This window comes from Salicibibacter kimchii (assembly GCF_003336365.1).
Classification (GTDB): domain Bacteria; phylum Bacillota; class Bacilli; order Bacillales; family Marinococcaceae; genus Salicibibacter; species Salicibibacter kimchii.
The window spans coordinates 3,035,253-3,053,777 of record NZ_CP031092.1 but is presented as its reverse complement, the minus strand read 5'-3'; the positions used below and the strand labels follow the sequence as shown (position 1 = coordinate 3,053,777).

Genomic DNA, 18,525 nt, shown 5'->3' with positions numbered 1-18,525 from the left:
GCGCTTTCGCTATGAAAACAGGATTAAATTAAGTGCCGCAACCAACACAAGCATCATCGCGATCGTTCGAATCATAGATGTAGGTAATTTTTCAAACCATCGTAACCCCAATATCGCCCCTATGATCACACTCACGAGGCCGACAGCAAAATAAAGCAGAAACGACAGATCAAAATCCCCGTTCACGCCATGAAGAAGCAACGAAAATGAGCTCGTCATCAAGGTAACAACTTGGACATTCGCCGTATACCGATGTTTATCTTCTTTATACAAGTATAAACAATAGACGACGAGAAACGTGCCTCCGACCGCGAAAAGCCCTCCGAAAAAACCGTTGAGAAGACCAAGACTGAGCGGCACAAATGGATTGATTTTTTTTAGGCTGACGTTTTTTTTATTGCTAAAATATAAATAAACAACAAGGCCGATGAGAAAAACACCGAGCCACGTTTTCAGCACGTCCATTTCCCCGTAAGTCGTTAATACAAAAAACGAAGCGATTCTTCCTGCGAAAGAAGCCACAACAAAAATGATTAATCCTTTTAATTTAATCGACCGGTAATTTTTTACAAGAATTGTCAATGCCGTCGCGGCCAAAAATGATAAGACGAGTAATGTGCTCTCTTTTACGCTTAAAATAAAGGGGAGGAACCCCATCACGACTAGCCCGAGGCCAAAGCCGCTCGCACCCTGCACAAATGCGCCAACCAAAACAATGAAGACAACGAACAATAACTCCCAAACCATCTCTATCCGTCCTAAACTTTTTGAACTAACCCTTTTATTCTATCATGATTTTGAAGGAAGTGAACGTATTGAATATCCGAATGCTCGAAGAAAAAGATGCGGAGCCGTACCGCTCGTTACGATTAGCTGCCTTGAAGGAATCCCCGGAAGCGTTTCTGATGACGTATGATGAAGAAATACGAAAGGAAGACCCCATCGCCAATATTGCGGCACGTCTGGGAAAATCTGACGTATTTACTTTTGGAGCGTTCGTAGGCGAGGAGCTGGCAGCTGTCACTACCCTGGAACTTGAATCCCCAATAAAAATTAGCCATAAGGGAAATATCCTTGCCATGTATGTGGCAAAAGATCATCGAGGGACAAGATTGGGTCAAAAACTCCTGGAAGCGGTAATGGAAAAAGTGAAAGAACGCGGACTGGAACAGCTGCAGCTTTCCGTTATAGAAGAAAACATATCGGCACGCCGACTATACGAATCGGTTGGTTTTCAAACATATAGCATCGAAAAACAGGCGTTTAAACTGGGAGAACGATACTGGAATGAATATAACATGGTCAAATTTTTGTAAAAGCAAGCACCTGAGGAATGATCATGCACGATTCGATATGATCGATGAAACGAATTCCTTGCCATGCACGCGCATAACTCCTATGCTTATAGTGAAAAGGGGATGCTGGCTATGTGCTTAATCAATTTCCATTGGCAAGAACATGCGAATTACCCACTTATTATCGCGGCAAATCGGGATGAATTTTACGAACGGCCGACCGCGCCTGCCCATTTCTGGGAGGACGCACCGGACCTTTTGGCGGGCCGTGATCTATTGCAGCAGGGAACATGGCTCGGCATCACGAAACAAGGAAAATTCGCGGCCTTAACGAATTTTCGCGATCCGCAACACATGACGCCGGGTAAAGTCTCCCGAGGCGCAATCGTAGGGCAATTTTTAACAGAGGACTGGTCACCACGGGAGTTTGTGGAAGCTTTGCGAAAAAATAAAGACGATTACACCGGCTTCAATGTATTCGTCGGAACCCTAAATGAACTTTATCATTACAACAACGTTTACGATGAAATCACCAAAATCAAACCCGGAACACACGGATTGAGCAATGATACCTTAAATACGCCTTGGCCAAAAGTCGTCAAAGGCAAACGATTATTGCATGCCCGCACCGCGCAAACAAATGATATAGACACAGACAAACTATTTCACATGCTTTACGATACAGATGAGGCCCCGGACGAAGCCTTGCCGTCCACCGGCGTTGATTGGGACTTTGAAAAAAAACTATCCCCGCCGTTTATTCATACCGGCAATTACGGCACACGCGCCTCAACCGTGCTGCTTATCGATAAGGCACACCGGGTCACGTTCATCGAGCGAACGTTTAATGAAGGTGAATTTAGAGACGAAAAAACATTCTCTTTTCATATTACGTAACTAGCGGTCTGTTTCAGAATTTCTTCCTTTGGTCAGTCTACAATAGCAGGGTGATAGGCCACCCTTTAAGAACGTCAGCGCGATTCCTGTCCCTCTGAGAGTGGGGTGCTCGCCTTTTGGGGGACGACAACAGGCTTGTTGTCCCTCTGGTCGTCGTGTACCCTCCGCTTGAGGGACGAGAATGGATTTGCCGTCCCTCTGGGTGTCGTTTGCTCTCCGCTTGAGGGACGGGACAGATTTGCCGTCCCACTCGGAGAGGGAGTACTCAGTATTAAATGATGTTGACCGAAGAATTTATGGGCGATAATAAACGGTTCAATAACTGAAAAAAGCGGAGAAACGACTAACCTAGCATCCAAACCCGGTGAAAGCATGTATAGGCCCCATAAAGATGGTGTGAACAGCTCAACGTCTGTCGAAAGTCGCCCCATATTAAACAATCCCGGCATAGGGCGCCGGGATTGTTTTTTCATTATACTATTTCGGATTCGTCGCCCACAGCTCAGCATTTTTCACGAACATGCGCGGGTGTAGTTTCAGTTGCGAGATGACCACATCCGCCAAGTCTTCCGCTTGCATAAAGTGTTCGCGATCTTCCGTTCCGTCGCTTAAGTTGTGTTCGGAGGCAAAATCGGTGATCACTTTACTTGGGCTGATCGCTTGGACACGGATATTCTCTCTTCGCATTTCTCTCATTAATGATTCGGTAAGCCCATGTACCGCGAATTTTGAAGCACTGTACGCGCTGGATCCCTCGGTGCCGCGGAGACCGGACGTCGAAGAAATGTTGACAATTTCTCCGGCCTGCCGCTCGATCATTTCCGGCAGCACGGCTTGAATGACATGATAAATTCCCATGACATTCACATCCCAGACGCTCCGCCAGTCGTCTTCACTCAGGTCGAGAAAACGCCCAAACTTGCCGATACCGGCATTATTCACTAATATGTCGATCTCCCCGAGCGCGTCTTTCACGCTTTGAACGGCTTCCTTTACCTCTTCTCCATCAGAAACATCCGCTTGAACACTTACCGTTTTCACATCGAATTCGCTCAACTCATTTTCCACATTTTCCACGTTTGCGCGTGTTCTGCCCATCAATGCAACGTGAACGCCTTCGCGGGCAAACGCATGGGCAAGTGCGCGCCCGATGCCACGTCCCGCTCCGGTGATTAACGCTGTCTTCCCTGTGATCGATTGCATGTTTTTAAAACTCCCTATCCCTTCAAAATAATACGACGAAACGCCATGACCAGTATAACCTGCGAAATAACTAACGTCACGATCCAAAGCATGCTTCCGTAAACGGCAAAAATAGCGGCTACACTCGCCAGAATGATCGAGAGAACGAACATTCCGATCGCTTTTTTATCTTTTAATACGTTCATATTCGCTTCCTTATTACCAGAGTTTATAGATCGACTGCGTGCCACTGTTTTCTTCCCCTTGCTTGACGAGCTTGTCATACAAAGATTTGACCAATTCGACGCCGGGCAAACCTTCCTTCATTTGCTCGGACTCTTCAATGGCGATCTCCATATCCTTGATAAAATGTTTGACGTAAAAACCGGGAGCGAAGTCATCGTTCAACATGCGCGGGGCCAAATTTTGCAACGTCCAACTGCCGCCGGCGCCTGTTGAAATGCTCTTTAACACTTTTTCCTGGTCAAGGCCGGCATGTTTTGCATAACCCATCGCTTCGGCTGCCCCGACCATGCTGGCCGCCACGGCAATTTGGTTACACATTTTTGTATGTTGCCCGCTGCCGGCCGGTCCTAAGTGTTGGATGTTTTCTCCCATCGTTTCGAATAAGGGGAGGCATTGATCGTAGGCATTCTTATCGCCGCCGATCATGATCACAAGCTTCCCGTTGCGCGCGCCCACGTCGCCGCCGGAAACGGGGGCGTCCAATGCCGCGCCAGCTTTTTCTTTTGCTGCTTCCGCGATTTTTTTCGCTAACGACGGTTTTGACGTTGTCATATCGATCAACGTGGCGCCTTTTTTCATATGCGCGAGCAAACCGTTTTCTGAAAAGTAAACATCTTCCACGTCTTTCGGATAGCCGATCATCGTAATAACAATATCGGCCTCGGACGCGAGTGCTTGCACGGAATCTTTCCAATTGGCACCGCTTGCGACAAGATCATCGGCTTTCGCTTTCGTTCGTGTGTAAACGAGCACCGGGTAGCCTGCGTCTAAAATATGTTTAGCCATACTCTTCCCCATCACACCAATGCCAATAAATCCTACCGTTTGACTCATCGGAGACCTCCTCTGTTGCAATTTTTCTACGAATCTATGGTATCATATTTCTTAGCTATCCCACAGAATTCCATATCATGTATAATGGAAATGAAATGCTATAGTAGAAGGTTTTCATTTGGCACAATTTTTGCATTTATAATAGAGAAGGAGGTATTTTTTATGACGAGCTACAAATATGTAAACGTATCCACAGAATCTTTTGTCACGACGGTAGAAATCGATCATCCCCCGGCAAATACACTGTCACCGGACTCGATCAATGAGTTGCGGGGTGTCTTTAAGACACTGTCAAACGATTCAGACACGAGGGCGATCGTTTTGACAGGTGCCGGACGCTTTTTCGTCGCAGGCGCTGACATTAAAAAATTCACGGAAGCCTTCGATGATGCAGCGAAAGCAGAAGCCATCGCCAAGGCAGGCCAAGACCTTTGCGAAGAGATCGAACAGTCAAAAAAACCGGTCATTGCCGCCATTAACGGCGCGGCTTTAGGAGGGGGGCTTGAAGTAGCCATGGCCTGCCACTATCGCTTCGCTGCCGAGGATGCCGTCCTCGGGTTGCCGGAACTCAACCTCGGCCTCATTCCTTCTTTCGGCGGGACGCAACGCTTGCGCCGATACTTAGGATCGGCAAGGGCCATGGAATATATTTTGACGAGCAAGAACATGAAAGCAAGCGAAGCCGCTGATCTCGGCCTTGTCCAACGCATCGTTCCGGGCGAATCCGCGCGTGCGGACGCATACGCTTTTGCTGAGCAACTGATCGAAGGAAAAAGCATGGCGAGCGTCGAGCGGGCAGTTGCAGCGATCATGAATGGGATTGATGGTTCAGCGGAAGACAGTTTGGAACTTGAACGGCAATTCTTTGGCGAGCTCTTTTGCAGCGATGACGGAAAAGAAGGCGTTCAGGCGTTTATCGACAAACGCACACCGGATTTTCGACATTCATAGGAGGTAGGTAGCCATGACAAACGAAGTTACATTTTCAACAAACCGAAAAGGGTTGGCAACAATCACATTAAATCGGCCAAAAGCACTGAATTCATTGACGCTTGACATGATTGTCGCGATTGGAGAACAACTGGACGCTTGGCGGGAAGACCCGGCCGTTCAAGTGATTATCATGGACGGCGCCGGAGAAAAAGGTTTCTGCGCCGGCGGTGACATCAAGACTTTATCGGAAGCACAAAACGGCGGTAATTCCTTCGATAAGGCAAGAGAATTTTTCAAGGAAGAATATCGAGTGGATCTGATGGTGAAGGAATACCCGAAGCCGATCGTCGCCTGTCTTGATGGCGTTGTCATGGGCGGCGGTGTTGGCCTCACGCAAGGGGCAAGCCATCGCATCGTGACCTCGCGCACAAAATGGGCGATGCCGGAGATGAACATCGGCTTCTTCCCGGACGTGGGTGCCGTTCACCTTTTGAACCAGGCACCGGGGCATGCCGGGCGTTATCTTGCCTTGACATCGGCGACCATAAAAGCGGCGGATGTGCTCTATATTGGGGCGGCCGAGCATTACGTCTCGGAATTGACGGGCTTACTTGATCAGTTGCATGAGATCGATTGGGTGAACGAAACGGATCCAACAGGCAAGCTGGATGCCTTGCTTGACGAAGCGGGAAGCACGCCAGAAAAAGAAGCGACCCTTGCTTCCATGCAAGACGATATCGATCATTATTTTAACGCAGACACGATCGAATCTATTGTGGAAAAATTGTCGAGCGGAGACGACGCATTTGTAGCAGAAACGCGCGAAACATTGCTGTCAAAATCACCGGTGTCCGAAAAAGTAACATTAAAACACATGATCGACAGTGAAAGTAAATCCCTCGCCGAAACGTTAGAAATGGACCTCGTCATTGCTGTGAACTTTTTGGAGCACGACGATTTCTACAAAGGCGTGGAGGCGGTTATTTTCAAGAAAAACCAAAGCCCGGACTACACGTACAAAAACTTGGAAGATATTTCAGACGCGATGGTGAAACGATTTTTTGAAGCTTCATAGCGCGTCGGACATCATTCAAGCGATTGAAGCCGACCCGTGGATGATGAAGATTTTAGAGGCGGTAAGGGATTTGTATTTGCCTGATGGTTGGATCTGCGCCGGCTTTGTGCGTTCGAAAATATGGGATACATTGCACGATTTTCGCAAACGGACGCCATTGCCGGACGTGGATGTCATCTATTTTGACGAGGTGAACGTGGACGAAAACGAAGAAAAAAAGCGGGAGGAGCAACTGAGAAGCATGCTTCCTCTCGTCCCTTGCTCCGTGAAAAACCAAGCGAGAATGCATGTAGCGAACGGCGTCCCGCCTTACGCCTCCTCCGTTGACGCCATCTCCAAATTTCCGGAAACAGCAACCGCCCTCGGCGTGAAACTGGGGGCTGATGGTCGTGTGATTCTAGCTGCTCCATGCGGTTTGGATGATGTGCTGCAAGGGGTAGTTCGCCCCACGCCTTTTTTCAGAGAATCAGAAGCGCGACTCGCTGTGTATAAGGAAAGGATTTTAAAAAAAGACTGGGCGACTACTTGGGATAAGTTGGATATATGGGTGGATATTGAGAAGGATTCGACTAGCTTTTTGACACCCTAACCGGAAACTAACATCGGCGTTAGGGCTCCATGAATGGCTTTTGGCGACCTAACCAGTAGTCAACACCGGCGTTAGGTCGCCATGAATCGTTTTTGACGACCTAACCGTCCTCTAACTATAGCTTTAGATCGTCATAACGTCTTCATGCGGCCTAAAATTTTCCTTATTCGCAACAAAAAAAGTAGCTTACAAGCCCAATAGACTTGTAAGCTACTTTCTTTTTTTAGTACCAACGCTCCGTAACGACTTTCTTCCTCGTATAAAACTGCACGCCGTCTTTGCCGTTCGTGCCCAAGTCTCCATAAAAGGACGCTTTGTTACCTGCGAAGGCGAAGAAGGCCATTGGCGCGGGAACGTTGACGTTGACGCCGATCAAACCGGCATCAATACGGTCGCGAAACGTTTGCGCCTCTTTACCGTTTGACGTATAAATGACTGCTCCATTTGCGAACCGGGAGCTGTTCGTTACCTCAATTGCCTCATCAAGGTCACGGACGCGCACAACGCTAAGCACCGGCGCGAAAATTTCATCTTTCCAAATGGTCATGTCAGTATTCACATGGTCAAAGATGGTGGCGCCGACATAATAGCCTTGTTCTTTCGCTGCTCCTTTATCACGTCCGTCAACGACGAGATCCGCGCCTTCCTGAACGCCTTGGTCGATATATCCGAGCACTCGCTCTTTATGCGCCTCCCGAATGACCGGTCCGACGAAGTTTTCTTCGTATCTGCCATCCCCGACTTGCAGCTCTTTCGTTGCGCTAGTGAGCTTCTCCATAAATTCATCGGCAATGTCATCCACAACAGCTACAACAGAGCAGGCCATGCATCGTTGTCCGCTGCTTCCGAACGCAGAGCCGATGACGCCTTCGATCGTTTTTTCCATATGACTGCTCGGCATGACGACCGCGTGATTTTTTGCTCCGGCCAATGCTTGCACACGCTTGCCATGGGCGGTGCCGGTTTCATAGACGTGTTTGGCGACAGGTTCGGAACCAACGAACGAAATCGCCTCGATATCTGGCTGCGTCAATACACGGTTGACGACATCTTTTGCGCCGTGAACGAGGTTTAACACGCCTTTCGGAAATCCCGCATCATAAAACAATTCCACAAGTCGCTCCGCCAACAACGGTGTTCGCTCTGATGTTTTCAAAATAAACGTATTACCGCAAGCGATTGCTAGCGGGAACATCCACAAGGGCACCATCATCGGAAAATTAAACGGTGTAATCCCTGCAACGACACCGAGGGGATAGCGCCAAACTGAGCCATCAATGCCGCGAGCAATTTGCGGCAACGCGTCTCCCATCATCAAATTAGGCGCCGATGTGGCAAGTTCGACGACTTCGATGCCCCTTTGCACTTCGCCGTGGGCATCTTTTAGCGTCTTTCCATTTTCCAGGGTGATGATTTCCCCAAGTTCTTCCCGGTTTTCGTTCAAAAGCTGCAGATACTTGAACATGTAACGCGCCCGATCAGGTACCGGCACCAGCGACCAGCTTTCGTAAGCTTCTTTCGCGGCTTCCGCCGCACGATCCACATCCGCCGCCGTTGAGATCGGCACATTGGCGATCGTTTCCCCAGTCGCAGGGTTCGGCACCGATTCTGTCACACCACCCTCCGAATCTACCCATTCACCGTTGATCGAGTTGCGCATTGATTTCACATCCGTCATCATTTTATCCGCTCCTTTTTCGCTTCAAATGAGATATCTTGTTTGCCAACATGCTCATAAAGCACAGCCATATCATTCGCTCCCAGCCCTGCTTCTTCTGCTTCTTCGTACACTTGCAATAATACATCTGTCACCGGCAAGTGCAGGTCTTCCCGCGTCATTGTTTCTTTTACAAAATTTAAATCTTTACGCAATAGTTTTAATGTAAAGCCGGGATCATAATCATCGTTGGCGATGAATGTTTTGTAGTTCCGTTCATAGATTCGGCTCTGGCCGTAACTGACACTTAACACGTCAAAAAGCGCATCCAAATCCATGTTTTGTTTTTTGGCAAGGGTGAGCGCTTCACTGACCCCTGCTGTGTAAAAACCAATGAACAGATTGTTGATCAGTTTAGTCAGCGTCCCGCTTTCAATTCGTTCGTCAATGTGAAAGATATCCTCGCCAAGCTCATGCATGAGGGCAGAAGCCTCGTCAAAGATTTCCTTTGGTCCGCCCGCCATAAACGTCAACGTCCGATTCACAGCCCCTACGACACCCCCGCTCACCGGCGTCTGCAAAAATCGTATCGCCTGTTCTTTTGCTACCTCGGCCACTTTTTTATTACTCTCCGGAGCCACGGTACTTGTATCCAGAAGAAGGATGTCCTTGTGACTGTTCCGAATTAATCCGTCTTCGCCGAGATACACAGATTCATAGGCTTCCACTGAAGGCAAACTTGTGATAATCGCATCACAGAATTTTGCCAAGTCATCCATGGAGCGTCCGATTTGGCCGCCGGCTTTTTCAAAACGCGTTTCCGCTTCATGGTTCACGTCGACCCCGTACACGTCGTATCCGGCATCTACCAGGTTTTCCGACATCGGCATCCCCATATTTCCAAGCCCGATAAAACCAATCTTTTTCATATAAAACTCCCCTCCGTTTATGTCTGATATTTTTCGGCGTTAACGACGTACTCGCTAATGTCTCGCTTTTTCTTCAGCAAGTTTTCAACGGCCGGGACATGTGCCCGAGCGCGAATGCGTTCGATCATTTCGTTTCCTTCTGCACCATCGTCGACCGCACTCCAAAGCCGAATAAGATCCCTTTCTACGTTGTCGTATCCTTCTTCGCAAATGACGTCTGTCATGAGCTGCTTGAGCGATGCCCCAGACCCCGCTTTTTCTGCCCGCAAATAAACGGCACGCATGATAGAGATCTCTTTGTAAATATTGGCGACGAGACGTGAGAATTCCTGGGCTTCCAATACATCTTCACGTGGCATGGCTGCGAGTGCCTTCAAAATTTCCGCAAAATGCCGCTCGGCTTCCAAAATAAACATAGCATTCCGGTTATTCCCGTTTTGTTTTTCAGACGGTTGGTCCCGGAATTGGGAAAACAAAGCCTTCGCCACCGCCAACCGATTAATCTCATTCGTCCCTTCAAAAAGACGGCTAATCCTGGCGTCCCGGTAAATACGTTCGACTTCGTATTCCTGCATAAATCCGTAACCGCCATGGATTTGGACCGCTTCATCGGCAACCGCCGCAAGCACTTCCGAACCTTGGATTTTGCCGGTGGCGCATTCGGCGATAAATTGGCCGACGACTTTTGACGAATGTTGCTCACTGTTTTTCTCCAACGCATCGTCAATGCGTGCCGCTGTTTGATACACCAAGCTCTCAACGCCGAAAATCGCAATGTTCATATTCGCAATTTTTTCCTTTATCATTGGAAAATCAACGAGGTGTTGCTGAAATTGTTTTCGTTCTTTTCCGTATTTAACAGTCAGCTCTAACGCCCGTTTGGCTGTGCCAAGGTTTGCAAAGGACAGTTTCAAACGTGCCAAATTGAGGGTGTTCATGGCAATTTTGTGCCCTTTGCCAATTTCTCCGAGCACATTTTCTTGCGGAACTGCTAACTCATCGAGGATAAGGGTAGCCGTCGATGTCCCCTTAATGCCCATCTTCTTCTCTTCGGGTCCGACGGAGAGTCCGTCCATCTCCCTTTCCACGATAAACGCGGTTATTCCGGCCTCCGTGTTGGCAAAAACGACATAGACCTGAGCAAGATTTGCGTTCGTAATCCATTGCTTTTCACCTTTAAGAATCCAAGCGTTTTTTTCTTCATTCCATATTGCTTTCGCTTTTCCTTTAAGAGCGTCAGAGCCAGCGGACGGTTCTGTTAAGGCATAGGCACCAACCCACGCTCCGCTTCCCAGCTGTGAGAGATACTTTTGCTTTTGCTCTTCGTTCCCGTAGTTAATGTAAGGAGAAGTGCCAACACCTGCGTGAATGTTATAGGCGACACTGAACGAACCGCCGCCGTTCCCGATATTTTCGGCAACCAGCCCGGCGACGTGTTTGCCAAGTTCGAGCCCACCGTAGGCTTCCGGGATTTCAATCGCTAAAAGCCCGAGCTCACCCGCTGCCGCAAATGTTTCTCGTTCCATTTGGTAATCATGTTGTTCCAGGCTTTCCACATTCGGAAGAATCTGCTGCTCAACGAATTTTTCCGTCGTTTTCGCAATCATGATCTCATCCTCGGTCAAATCTTCCGGCGTGAAAATGTCGGGATGATCCAAAAGATCGTCCCACCAAGGTGTTCCTGATAACCGTGTGCTCATCATCTGACCTCCTTTGCTTATATCATTGCAATAATTATGCCAAGTTTTGTGCTTTAGACACCTTTCGCTCTCCAATCTATTTGTAAATCTGTATAGACAGTTATACATACAAACTGTCTAAGAAAAACGGGAAAGTTTATTGTACAAAGTAGCCCGGGAAATGCCTAGCCGTTTTGCCGCTTCTGATTTATTTCCTTTCACCTCTTCCAAAACATGTTCAATTTGTTTTTGTTCAAATTTTTGTTCCTGTTTTTGTTTTCTTTCCTGCCATTCGCTTAACGTCCCCGCCGGTCTTTTTTGCTTTTTAAGATCGTCCGGCACATCTTCGCGCCGGATATGATCGCCTTCGCACAAATGGAACATGCGCTCGAGCACATTCAGCAATTCCCGCACATTGCCCGGCCAATCGTAATGAAACATGCTTTGCAGCACTTCTTTATCGATGGTCTTTTCCTTCGTTTCATTTTCCTCGCTCAATCTCGGAAGCTGATCGGCAATAATCAAAGGAATATCCTGTTTCCGCTCCCTTAAAGGGGGGATATGAAGCGGCATCACATGCAATCGATAAAATAAATCTTCCCGGAACTTGTCTTCTTCCATTTGTTTTTTTAGATCTTTGTTCGTCGCCGCGATGAGACGAAAATCAACGGGTATTGGAGAAGTGCCACCGACACGGTCAACCTCTTTTTCCTGAAGCACTCGCAAAATTTTTGATTGGGTAGTGAGAGGCATATCTCCGATTTCATCCAAAAATAATGTACCACCATTTGCAAGTTCGATTTTCCCCGGCTTGCCGTCATTACGCGTTCCGGTGAATGCGCCTTTCATATAACCAAAGAGCTCCGACTCCAGAAGACTCTCCGGAATCGCCGCACAGTTTACGGCCACAAAGGGTCCATCGCTCCTGTCTCCATCTGCATGAATGGCACGGGCAAACGGCTCCTTGCCAACCCCTGATTCTCCCGTTATTAAAACCGTTGCTTTTGCTTTAGAAGCTTTTCTTCCGATCCTTTTTACTTTAGAAATTCCGGGGCTTTCACCGATAATATCATCAAAATGTGTCGGCCCCCGGGTGAGCGTTTTTTCTTGGTTCACTTGCTTTTCAGCATGTTTGTCTGTTGTCTGTAAATGTTCCATTCTTTGAAGGACTTGCTGGATCTCGGAGATACCTTCATAAACCAAAATTCCGACTGCACCAATGACCCGTCCATTTTTCCATATCGGCAAACGGTGGACGACCAATTCTTGCCCTTGTAATCGGTGTGGCTGGCTTCGTTCCGGGACCCCTGTTTTCAACACGACCGGCAAGCGTGAATTTTCGATAACGTCCGCTGCCGGCCTTCCCAAAGCTTCTTCTTTGCTCACGCCGACATAACGGCTGTATGACTCATTAAACAACTGTATAATCCCTTTGTCATCGACGATGGTAACTCCTTCGTATGCCGTGTCAAAGCCTAGCTTCAACCATTCTATCGTTTGCTGTGCGTCTTTCTCCCTCTCTCGCACATACTCGTAATAGGCGGTCATCTCCGCGCGTCCGACCACGCCTTCCAAGGCACCGGTTTTTTCATGAAGGACGTAGAGCGGTTGATCTACCGCCTTTTTATCATTTAATGAAAAGTCATCGCTAACAGCATGATAATCCGTTTTCATGATAGAAAGCATTCCTGTTTCGTTACCTAAATGCGCCACACAATCTTGCAAGGTAACGATCCCGAGCAAATGACCATTTTCCACGACAGGCAATTCCTTGTCTGCAATTTCCGAGAAAAGCACAAGCGTTTCCAGTACCGTATCTTCCTTAGACAATGTTACCGGCTGTAGATTCATCCATTGCTTGACGTGATCATTTGAAATCATTTGCATCGGACCCCTCACCTTTTATACGAATTGTAAGCGCTTTATATTTTTATTTTAAAACAACAGTAAAGCTTTAACAATTTATCAGGTTGTTTCTTCCGCTTCTTTTCTGAGCGTGATGCGCCTAATTTTTCCGGAGGTCGTTTTAGGAAGTTCATCAATAAACTCAATTTTTCTGGGATATTTATACGGAGCGGTTAACCGTTTAGTATGATCCTGCAATTCGCTGACGAGTTCTTCCGTATTTCCAACGTTTTTAGGATCACGAAGAACCACATATGCTTTGACAACAGTCCCCCTGATTTCATCAGGAACTCCGACTACTGCACACTCTTTCACAGCATCGTGTTTTACTAAAGCATCTTCTACTTCAAATGGCCCGATCGTGTATCCGGCGCTTATGATAATGTCGTCACTTCTGCCGACGAACCAAAAGTAACCATCTTCATCCCGATAGGCTTGATCTCCGGTTAAATACCAGTCGCCTCGATAAGTTGCTTGCGTTCGTTCAGGGTCACGATAGTACTCCTTAAAAAGGGCCGGAGAATCTTTGTGAACAGCAATGTCCCCAACTTCTCCCGTCGAGGAAGGATCCCCGTTCTGATCAATCACTTCGACTTGATTACCCGGTGTCGGAGTACCCATGGATCCCGGTTTGATATCCATGCCTTCCTGGATGCTTACGAGTAATGTGTTCTCGGTTTGGCCATAGCCATCCCGGACATTAATGTTAAAGGTTTGTTGAAAAGCTTCAATCACGGGGCGATTGAGAGGTTCGCCTGCGGAAACCGCGCTTTTCAGATTTGAAAGGTTATAACTTCCAAGATCATCAACACTCACCATCAAACGATATTCGGTCGGCGTACAGCATAATACTTCAATTTTTTCTTTTTCTAATAACTGTAAATAGGTTTCCGGATTAAAACCTCCGTGATAAACAAATGCTGTTGCTCCAAGACTGATCGTCGATAGGAAAGGACTCCAAATCCACTTCTGCCATCCAGGCGCAGCCGTTGCCCAAACGAGATCCCCTTCATTCACATTCAGCCAATTTTTGGCGGCAGTCTCTACATGGGCATAGCCCCATCCATGTGTGTGGGCGACGCCTTTTGGATTTCCCGTCGTTCCGGACGTATAGGAAAGGAAGGCCATGTCGTCTCTAGATGTTTTTTCACCCTCATACTGTTCACTTTCTTTCTCAGCGAGTTCATCGATCGAGGACCATCCATCAACCTTTTGTCCAATGATAAATCTTCGATCGAGCGCGTCATAATCACCCTCGATGGCATCGACTTCGGCAATCGTTTGATCATAAGCGACAATTCCTCTAGCCCCGGAGTGTTCCATTCGAAATTCCAGATCTTTTTTCCGGAGCATTTCGGAGCATGGAATGGCCACCAAACCGGCCTTTAGGCAAGCAAGATAAGAGATGTAAGCTTCAGGAATTCGAGGCAGAATAATTAAAACTCTGTCCCCTTTTTCAAGCCCCGAACGTCGCAACACTTGCGCGTATTGATTTGTTTTTGCAGCTAACGCCGAATAAGAAACCTCTCGAATGCTTCCCTTCTCATTCTTCCAACGAATTGCCGTTCGACTAGGATCATCTGAGAATTTCTCCACCGCAGCTGCAATATTATACTGTGGTGGTGCAATCAAATCTTGAACGTTCATCAGTCAACCTCCTTGATAAAAACAATATCATCATTCCCTTATGCAAACCTTGTGCCACATATTAGAAATACTTGACCTCTCATCAAAAAGAAGTGATTTTTTTAATAATATAATCTTAATAATTATACTTTCTAATAAACGAAGCTTCCATCAAAAGGTTTTTCATCCTCTCTGAATAAAGAAGCCGGCTAAAACCGCACGTCCTGTGACAACGCTGACACAAGTCTGTAAAACATTAGACGAATACTTGTATAAGTGTATAGACGCTAATGCGAAACAAAAATGTCCATGATCTTGTGTTATAAGGTTTTACACTTGTATAAACACGATATCATTTGCTCTGGCAACGGCATATAAATTGCATAAATTGAGGGGCAAGTCTGATGAAGAGAAAGGTGATCACCATGCACACCATACATTTCCCTCGACAAGTCGTCTATGGCGAAGACAGTTTAAAAAAAGTAGGAGAGATTGCCCGCCAAGAAGGAAAACACGCACTCCTGATTAGCGATCCGGTCATGAACGAGTTGGGCAATGTTGCTGCCTGTCGCCAATTATTGGAAGAAGCGGGTGTTGACGTCATTACTTATTTGGGGGTGGAATCGGAGCCTACCGATATGTATGTCGATGAGGCGTTATTTATTTGCCTGGAAGCCGCTTGCGACTTGATTGTTAGCATCGGCGGCGGCAGTTGCATCGACACGGCAAAAGCGGTATCGGTTGTTATGACAAACGGCGGTTTTGTAAGTGATTACATGAACCAAAGAACAATCGCCGGAAACGAAGGACTCCCATTAATCGCCATTCCGACAACTGGCGGCACCGGCTCGGAAGTGACTGATGCCACAGTTATTACAAATGAAGAAACCGGGGTCAAAATGATGATCAAACAACCTGCTTTTATGCCTAAAATTGCCATCGTAGATCCGCTTCTCACCCTCTCTACACCAAAAAACACAACAGCAGCCGTTGGCATAGATTCTTTAACCCATGCACTGGAAGCCTATATTTCCAAACGTGCTCATCCGTTTACGGATCAGTTCGCCCGATCTTCTTTTCAATTAATCATGGAAAATTTGAAAGATGCCTACCAAGATGGAGACAACATTACAGCCAGATCCAATACCATGTTTGCCTCCATGCAAGCGGGGATGGCTTTTTCCAACGCTTCCGTCTGCCTTGTTCATGGGATGTCCAGGCCGATCGGTGCGCTTTTTCATGTGCCCCACGGCATATCCAACGCCATGCTTTTGCCCGTTGTGCTGGAATACAGCAAGCATGCTTGCGAAGAGCGTTTATATAAATTGGCTTGCCACGTCTATCCCAAGTTAAAAAACGTTTCGGCAAGCGAGGGTGCGAATCGCCTCGTCCAACGTATTCTAACTCTTTGTGAAGATTTAAACATTCCCAACTTAGGGTCATGGGGCATCGATAGGGGAGAGTTTGAACGCGCTTTACCGAAAATGGCAGACGACGCCCTCATGAGCGGCAGCCCTGCCAACAATCCCGAAGTACCGACAAAAGAGGAGATCATTGATTTATATCAACAAGCATATCATTACCAATATTCATCTAAAACAACATAGATTCAACATTCATAAAAAGGAGTAATGTCCATGCTTGGCATATTGCTCGGATTAGTTCTTTTGATGATCCTGGCTTATCGCGGGTGGTCCATCATATGGATCGCGCCTATATGTGCGGGTGTCGTGGCAATCACCGGTGGACTTGATTTGTTGGACGCCTATACTGACACGTACATGGGTGGATTTGTAGATTTTGCCAAGGAATGGTTTCCAGTGTTTATGCTAGGTGCCGTTTTCGGCAAATTGATGGAATATACGAGGATGGCTAAATCAATTGCCACAAGCATTATCAACGTTCTCGGAGCAAAACGCGCGATTCTTGGCGTATCGATCTCGTGTGCAGTACTTGCGTACGGCGGAATAAGTGTATTCGTCGTCGCATTTGCCGTTTATCCACTTGCGTTAGCCATGTTTAAAGAAGCCAATTTACCCAGGCGTTTAATGCCGGCGACACTCGCGTTTGGGACGCTAACATTTGCCATGGTTGCCCTCCCAGGCACACCGCAAATCCAGAACTTAATCCCAACAGACTATTATGGGACAACGGCAGCCGCAGCTCCCATCATGGGGCTAACCGCAGGCGCATTTATGGCTGTTACCGGTTACACGTATTTAAAATGGCGGGAGAAAAAAATAACGATGGCCGGGGAAACGTATACGGAACCTCCGCAAAAGAAAGAAGCGAAGAATACGATCAAAGGGGCACCGCCCCCATTTTTAATATCTATTCTACCGCTTTTGACGGTGGTCATCACGTTGAATATTTTACAGTTTGACATTATCGTTGCCTTGCTCTCGGGGATCGTATTAAATTTGCTTCTCTGTATTCAAAAATACAAAGGATTTGTCTCTGCCATGAATGATGGGGCCAGCGGCTCGGTATTAGCTATTATTAACACGAGTGCGGCTGTAGGGTTTGGAACGGTTGTGCAAAATGTTCCTGGATTTGCCCAACTTTCCGATCTTATTTTAAATGTCCCGGGAAATCCCTTGGTTTCCCAAGCTGTAGCTGCCAACGTGCTGGCAGGGGCCACGGGATCAGCCTCCGGTGGTTTAGGTATCGCGATGGAAGCTTTAAGTGATACTTACTTGTCGGTTGCCCAAAACACCGGGATAGACCCGGAAGCGTTTCACAGAATCGCATCCTTGGCTTCGGCAGGGCTCGATTCACTCCCCCATAACGGTGCGATCTTAACGATACTCATCGTCACCGGAATGTCTCATAAAGAATCTTACAAAGATATCGCCGTGGTGTCGGTTATTATCCCAATCTTGTCAGTCATTCCGGCGATCATTCTCGCCAGCTTTGGCATTTATTAATATGAAAGATTGGTTAGTGTTGTGGATACTAAATATACGTTTAATACCCATCATAACAAGGGTATTTTATAATGGAAGAACACTATCTAATGATGCACAAAGGAAAGGACGATGCAAAAATGAACGAAGAGCAATTGTTTCAGCAAATCGACATGATCAGGCAAAATACATTGAATGAAATGGAAGGCTTATCAGAACAACAGGCAGATCAAATGCCTGCCGGTTTTAACAACACCATCCGTTGGAACCTGGCACATATTTACACCGTTCAGAATCTTCTACTTTCAAACTACGGCGGTAAAAATATCGAAACACCTTCTCGCTATCCTGAATTGTTTGCCCCGGGGACAAAGCCCGCGGATTGGGAAGGTGAGGTTCCAACCCTTGATGAAATCAAGCAACATCTGGAAAACCAGCCGGCTAAACTAAAGGAGACATTATCCGGGCAGCTGGATAATAAAGCCGCAAAACCATTCATGTCCCTACCAACGGTCGGTGAGATTTTGAATTTCACCTTGTATCACGAAGGCATGCATGTGGGAGTGATTAAGGGGATCAAAAAAGCGAATAGCGGAGCTGAGTAAAAGATCTGTGTAATATCACGGAGGAAAAGCAAATATAGAACATATACCAAATCGGATCAGTTCATTGATCCGATTTTTTTAGTCTCAGATCCATCATTCTCCTTCGGTTGAACTACTCCTCCTCTGACGAATGTTGGAATTGAAAATGGGCATTCCTATGAACATAA

General features: G+C 47.0%; 17 protein-coding genes. 8 read left to right on the top strand and 9 right to left on the bottom strand.

The features are described from left to right. Window positions 1-9: 9 nt before the first annotated feature. On the bottom strand, window positions 10-747 hold the full coding sequence (locus DT065_RS15430) for a sulfite exporter TauE/SafE family protein (protein WP_114374900.1): 738 nt from the start codon (window positions 745-747) through the stop codon (window positions 10-12). Between the two features lie 68 nt (window positions 748-815). On the opposite strand from DT065_RS15430, the gene DT065_RS15425 reads away from it, so the two are divergent. Beyond that, window positions 816-1,316: a GNAT family N-acetyltransferase gene (locus DT065_RS15425; protein WP_160112593.1), complete on the top strand. Its 501-nt coding sequence runs from the start codon at window positions 816-818 to the stop codon at window positions 1,314-1,316. A gap of 111 nt (window positions 1,317-1,427) precedes the next feature. Then, a complete protein-coding gene (locus DT065_RS15420; protein ID WP_114374896.1) occupies window positions 1,428-2,192 on the top strand; it encodes an NRDE family protein in 765 nt (254 codons plus the stop codon). Window positions 2,193-2,669: 477 nt separating this feature from the next. Here the strand turns inward: DT065_RS15420 and DT065_RS15415 are convergent, their stop codons facing one another. The 3 genes from DT065_RS15415 to DT065_RS15410 are packed head-to-tail and all read right to left on the bottom strand — an operon-like array spanning window position 2,670 to window position 4,454. Then, the gene (locus DT065_RS15415; RefSeq protein WP_114374894.1) at window positions 2,670-3,395 is read right to left on the bottom strand and encodes a 3-ketoacyl-ACP reductase; all 726 of its coding nucleotides are present in this window, start codon (window positions 3,393-3,395) and stop codon (window positions 2,670-2,672) included. Between the two features lie 14 nt (window positions 3,396-3,409). Next, window positions 3,410-3,580, bottom strand: a complete 171-nt coding sequence (locus DT065_RS19015; protein WP_160112592.1) for a hypothetical protein — start codon at window positions 3,578-3,580, stop codon at window positions 3,410-3,412. A 13-nt stretch (window positions 3,581-3,593) separates the two neighbouring features. Further along, window positions 3,594-4,454 (bottom strand): NAD(P)-dependent oxidoreductase, encoded by an 861-nt coding sequence (locus DT065_RS15410; RefSeq protein WP_114374892.1) that lies wholly within the window; start codon window positions 4,452-4,454, stop codon window positions 3,594-3,596. 162 nt (window positions 4,455-4,616) lie between these two features. Here DT065_RS15410 and DT065_RS15405 point away from each other — a divergent pair, with 162 nt between their 5' ends. Genes DT065_RS15405 through DT065_RS15395 form a run of 3 tightly spaced genes read left to right on the top strand, consistent with a single transcriptional unit; the run spans window position 4,617 to window position 7,051 of the window. Beyond that, window positions 4,617-5,405 carry an enoyl-CoA hydratase-related protein gene (locus tag DT065_RS15405; RefSeq protein ID WP_114374890.1) on the top strand — a complete coding sequence of 263 codons (789 nt, stop codon included), beginning with the start codon at window positions 4,617-4,619 and terminating at the stop codon, window positions 5,403-5,405. Between the two features lie 13 nt (window positions 5,406-5,418). Further along, a complete protein-coding gene (locus DT065_RS15400; protein ID WP_114374888.1) occupies window positions 5,419-6,462 on the top strand; it encodes an enoyl-CoA hydratase/isomerase family protein in 1,044 nt (347 codons plus the stop codon). After that, window positions 6,449-7,051, top strand: coding sequence for a nucleotidyltransferase family protein (locus DT065_RS15395; protein WP_418314559.1), 603 nt, complete (start codon window positions 6,449-6,451; stop codon window positions 7,049-7,051). Before DT065_RS15400 ends, DT065_RS15395 begins: the two co-directional genes overlap by 14 nt. Window positions 7,052-7,274: 223 nt before the next feature. On the opposite strand, the gene DT065_RS15390 is transcribed toward DT065_RS15395, so the two are convergent. The 5 genes from DT065_RS15390 to mbcS all read right to left on the bottom strand — a co-directional run bounded on the left by DT065_RS15390 (window position 7,275) and on the right by mbcS (window position 14,868). Next, on the bottom strand, window positions 7,275-8,732 hold the full coding sequence (locus tag DT065_RS15390) for a CoA-acylating methylmalonate-semialdehyde dehydrogenase (protein WP_114374886.1): 1,458 nt from the start codon (window positions 8,730-8,732) through the stop codon (window positions 7,275-7,277). After that, window positions 8,729-9,637, bottom strand: a complete 909-nt coding sequence (locus tag DT065_RS15385; RefSeq protein WP_114374884.1) for an NAD(P)-dependent oxidoreductase — start codon at window positions 9,635-9,637, stop codon at window positions 8,729-8,731. The genes DT065_RS15390 and DT065_RS15385 overlap by 4 nt, the downstream gene beginning before the upstream one ends. A 17-nt stretch (window positions 9,638-9,654) precedes the next feature. After that, entirely contained in the window at window positions 9,655-11,340 is a 1,686-nt protein-coding gene (locus DT065_RS15380) for an acyl-CoA dehydrogenase family protein (protein ID WP_418314558.1), read from the bottom strand. A gap of 114 nt (window positions 11,341-11,454) precedes the next feature. Next, on the bottom strand, window positions 11,455-13,203 hold the full coding sequence (locus DT065_RS15375) for a sigma 54-interacting transcriptional regulator (protein WP_114374880.1): 1,749 nt from the start codon (window positions 13,201-13,203) through the stop codon (window positions 11,455-11,457). 78 nt (window positions 13,204-13,281) lie between these two features. Continuing rightward, window positions 13,282-14,868, bottom strand: a complete 1,587-nt coding sequence (gene mbcS, locus DT065_RS15370) for an acyl-CoA synthetase MbcS (RefSeq protein WP_114374879.1) — start codon at window positions 14,866-14,868, stop codon at window positions 13,282-13,284. A gap of 383 nt (window positions 14,869-15,251) precedes the next feature. Here mbcS and DT065_RS15365 point away from each other — a divergent pair, with 383 nt between their 5' ends. The 3 genes from DT065_RS15365 to DT065_RS15355 all read left to right on the top strand — a co-directional run bounded on the left by DT065_RS15365 (window position 15,252) and on the right by DT065_RS15355 (window position 18,358). After that, window positions 15,252-16,454, top strand: coding sequence for an iron-containing alcohol dehydrogenase (locus DT065_RS15365; RefSeq protein WP_227002636.1), 1,203 nt, complete (start codon window positions 15,252-15,254; stop codon window positions 16,452-16,454). A gap of 30 nt (window positions 16,455-16,484) precedes the next feature. After that, a complete protein-coding gene (locus tag DT065_RS15360; RefSeq protein ID WP_114374877.1) occupies window positions 16,485-17,774 on the top strand; it encodes a GntP family permease in 1,290 nt (429 codons plus the stop codon). 71 nt (window positions 17,775-17,845) lie between these two features. After that, window positions 17,846-18,358, top strand: a complete 513-nt coding sequence (locus tag DT065_RS15355) for a DinB family protein (protein ID WP_227002635.1) — start codon at window positions 17,846-17,848, stop codon at window positions 18,356-18,358. The last annotated feature ends 167 nt before the right edge of the window (window positions 18,359-18,525 follow it).

What these genes read in the sequence shown, in the direction of transcription:
- mbcS (WP_114374879.1), bottom strand. Translation starts at nt 14,868, where the DNA reads ATGAACGTTCAAGATTTGATTGCACCACCACAGTATAATATTGCAGCT.
- DT065_RS15380 (WP_418314558.1), bottom strand. Translation starts at nt 11,340, where the DNA reads ATGATGAGCACACGGTTATCAGGAACACCTTGGTGGGACGATCTTTTG.
- DT065_RS15385 (WP_114374884.1), bottom strand. Translation starts at nt 9,637, where the DNA reads ATGAAAAAGATTGGTTTTATCGGGCTTGGAAATATGGGGATGCCGATG.
- DT065_RS19015 (WP_160112592.1), bottom strand. Translation starts at nt 3,580, where the DNA reads ATGAACGTATTAAAAGATAAAAAAGCGATCGGAATGTTCGTTCTCTCG.
- DT065_RS15415 (WP_114374894.1), bottom strand. Translation starts at nt 3,395, where the DNA reads ATGCAATCGATCACAGGGAAGACAGCGTTAATCACCGGAGCGGGACGT.
- DT065_RS15390 (WP_114374886.1), bottom strand. Translation starts at nt 8,732, where the DNA reads ATGATGACGGATGTGAAATCAATGCGCAACTCGATCAACGGTGAATGG.
- DT065_RS15420 (WP_114374896.1), top strand. Translation starts at nt 1,428, where the DNA reads ATGTGCTTAATCAATTTCCATTGGCAAGAACATGCGAATTACCCACTT.
- DT065_RS15365 (WP_227002636.1), top strand. Translation starts at nt 15,252, where the DNA reads ATGAAGAGAAAGGTGATCACCATGCACACCATACATTTCCCTCGACAA.
- DT065_RS15400 (WP_114374888.1), top strand. Translation starts at nt 5,419, where the DNA reads ATGACAAACGAAGTTACATTTTCAACAAACCGAAAAGGGTTGGCAACA.
- DT065_RS15405 (WP_114374890.1), top strand. Translation starts at nt 4,617, where the DNA reads ATGACGAGCTACAAATATGTAAACGTATCCACAGAATCTTTTGTCACG.
- DT065_RS15360 (WP_114374877.1), top strand. Translation starts at nt 16,485, where the DNA reads ATGCTTGGCATATTGCTCGGATTAGTTCTTTTGATGATCCTGGCTTAT.
- DT065_RS15410 (WP_114374892.1), bottom strand. Translation starts at nt 4,454, where the DNA reads ATGAGTCAAACGGTAGGATTTATTGGCATTGGTGTGATGGGGAAGAGT.
- DT065_RS15355 (WP_227002635.1), top strand. Translation starts at nt 17,846, where the DNA reads ATGGAAGAACACTATCTAATGATGCACAAAGGAAAGGACGATGCAAAA.
- DT065_RS15375 (WP_114374880.1), bottom strand. Translation starts at nt 13,203, where the DNA reads ATGCAAATGATTTCAAATGATCACGTCAAGCAATGGATGAATCTACAG.
- DT065_RS15430 (WP_114374900.1), bottom strand. Translation starts at nt 747, where the DNA reads ATGGTTTGGGAGTTATTGTTCGTTGTCTTCATTGTTTTGGTTGGCGCA.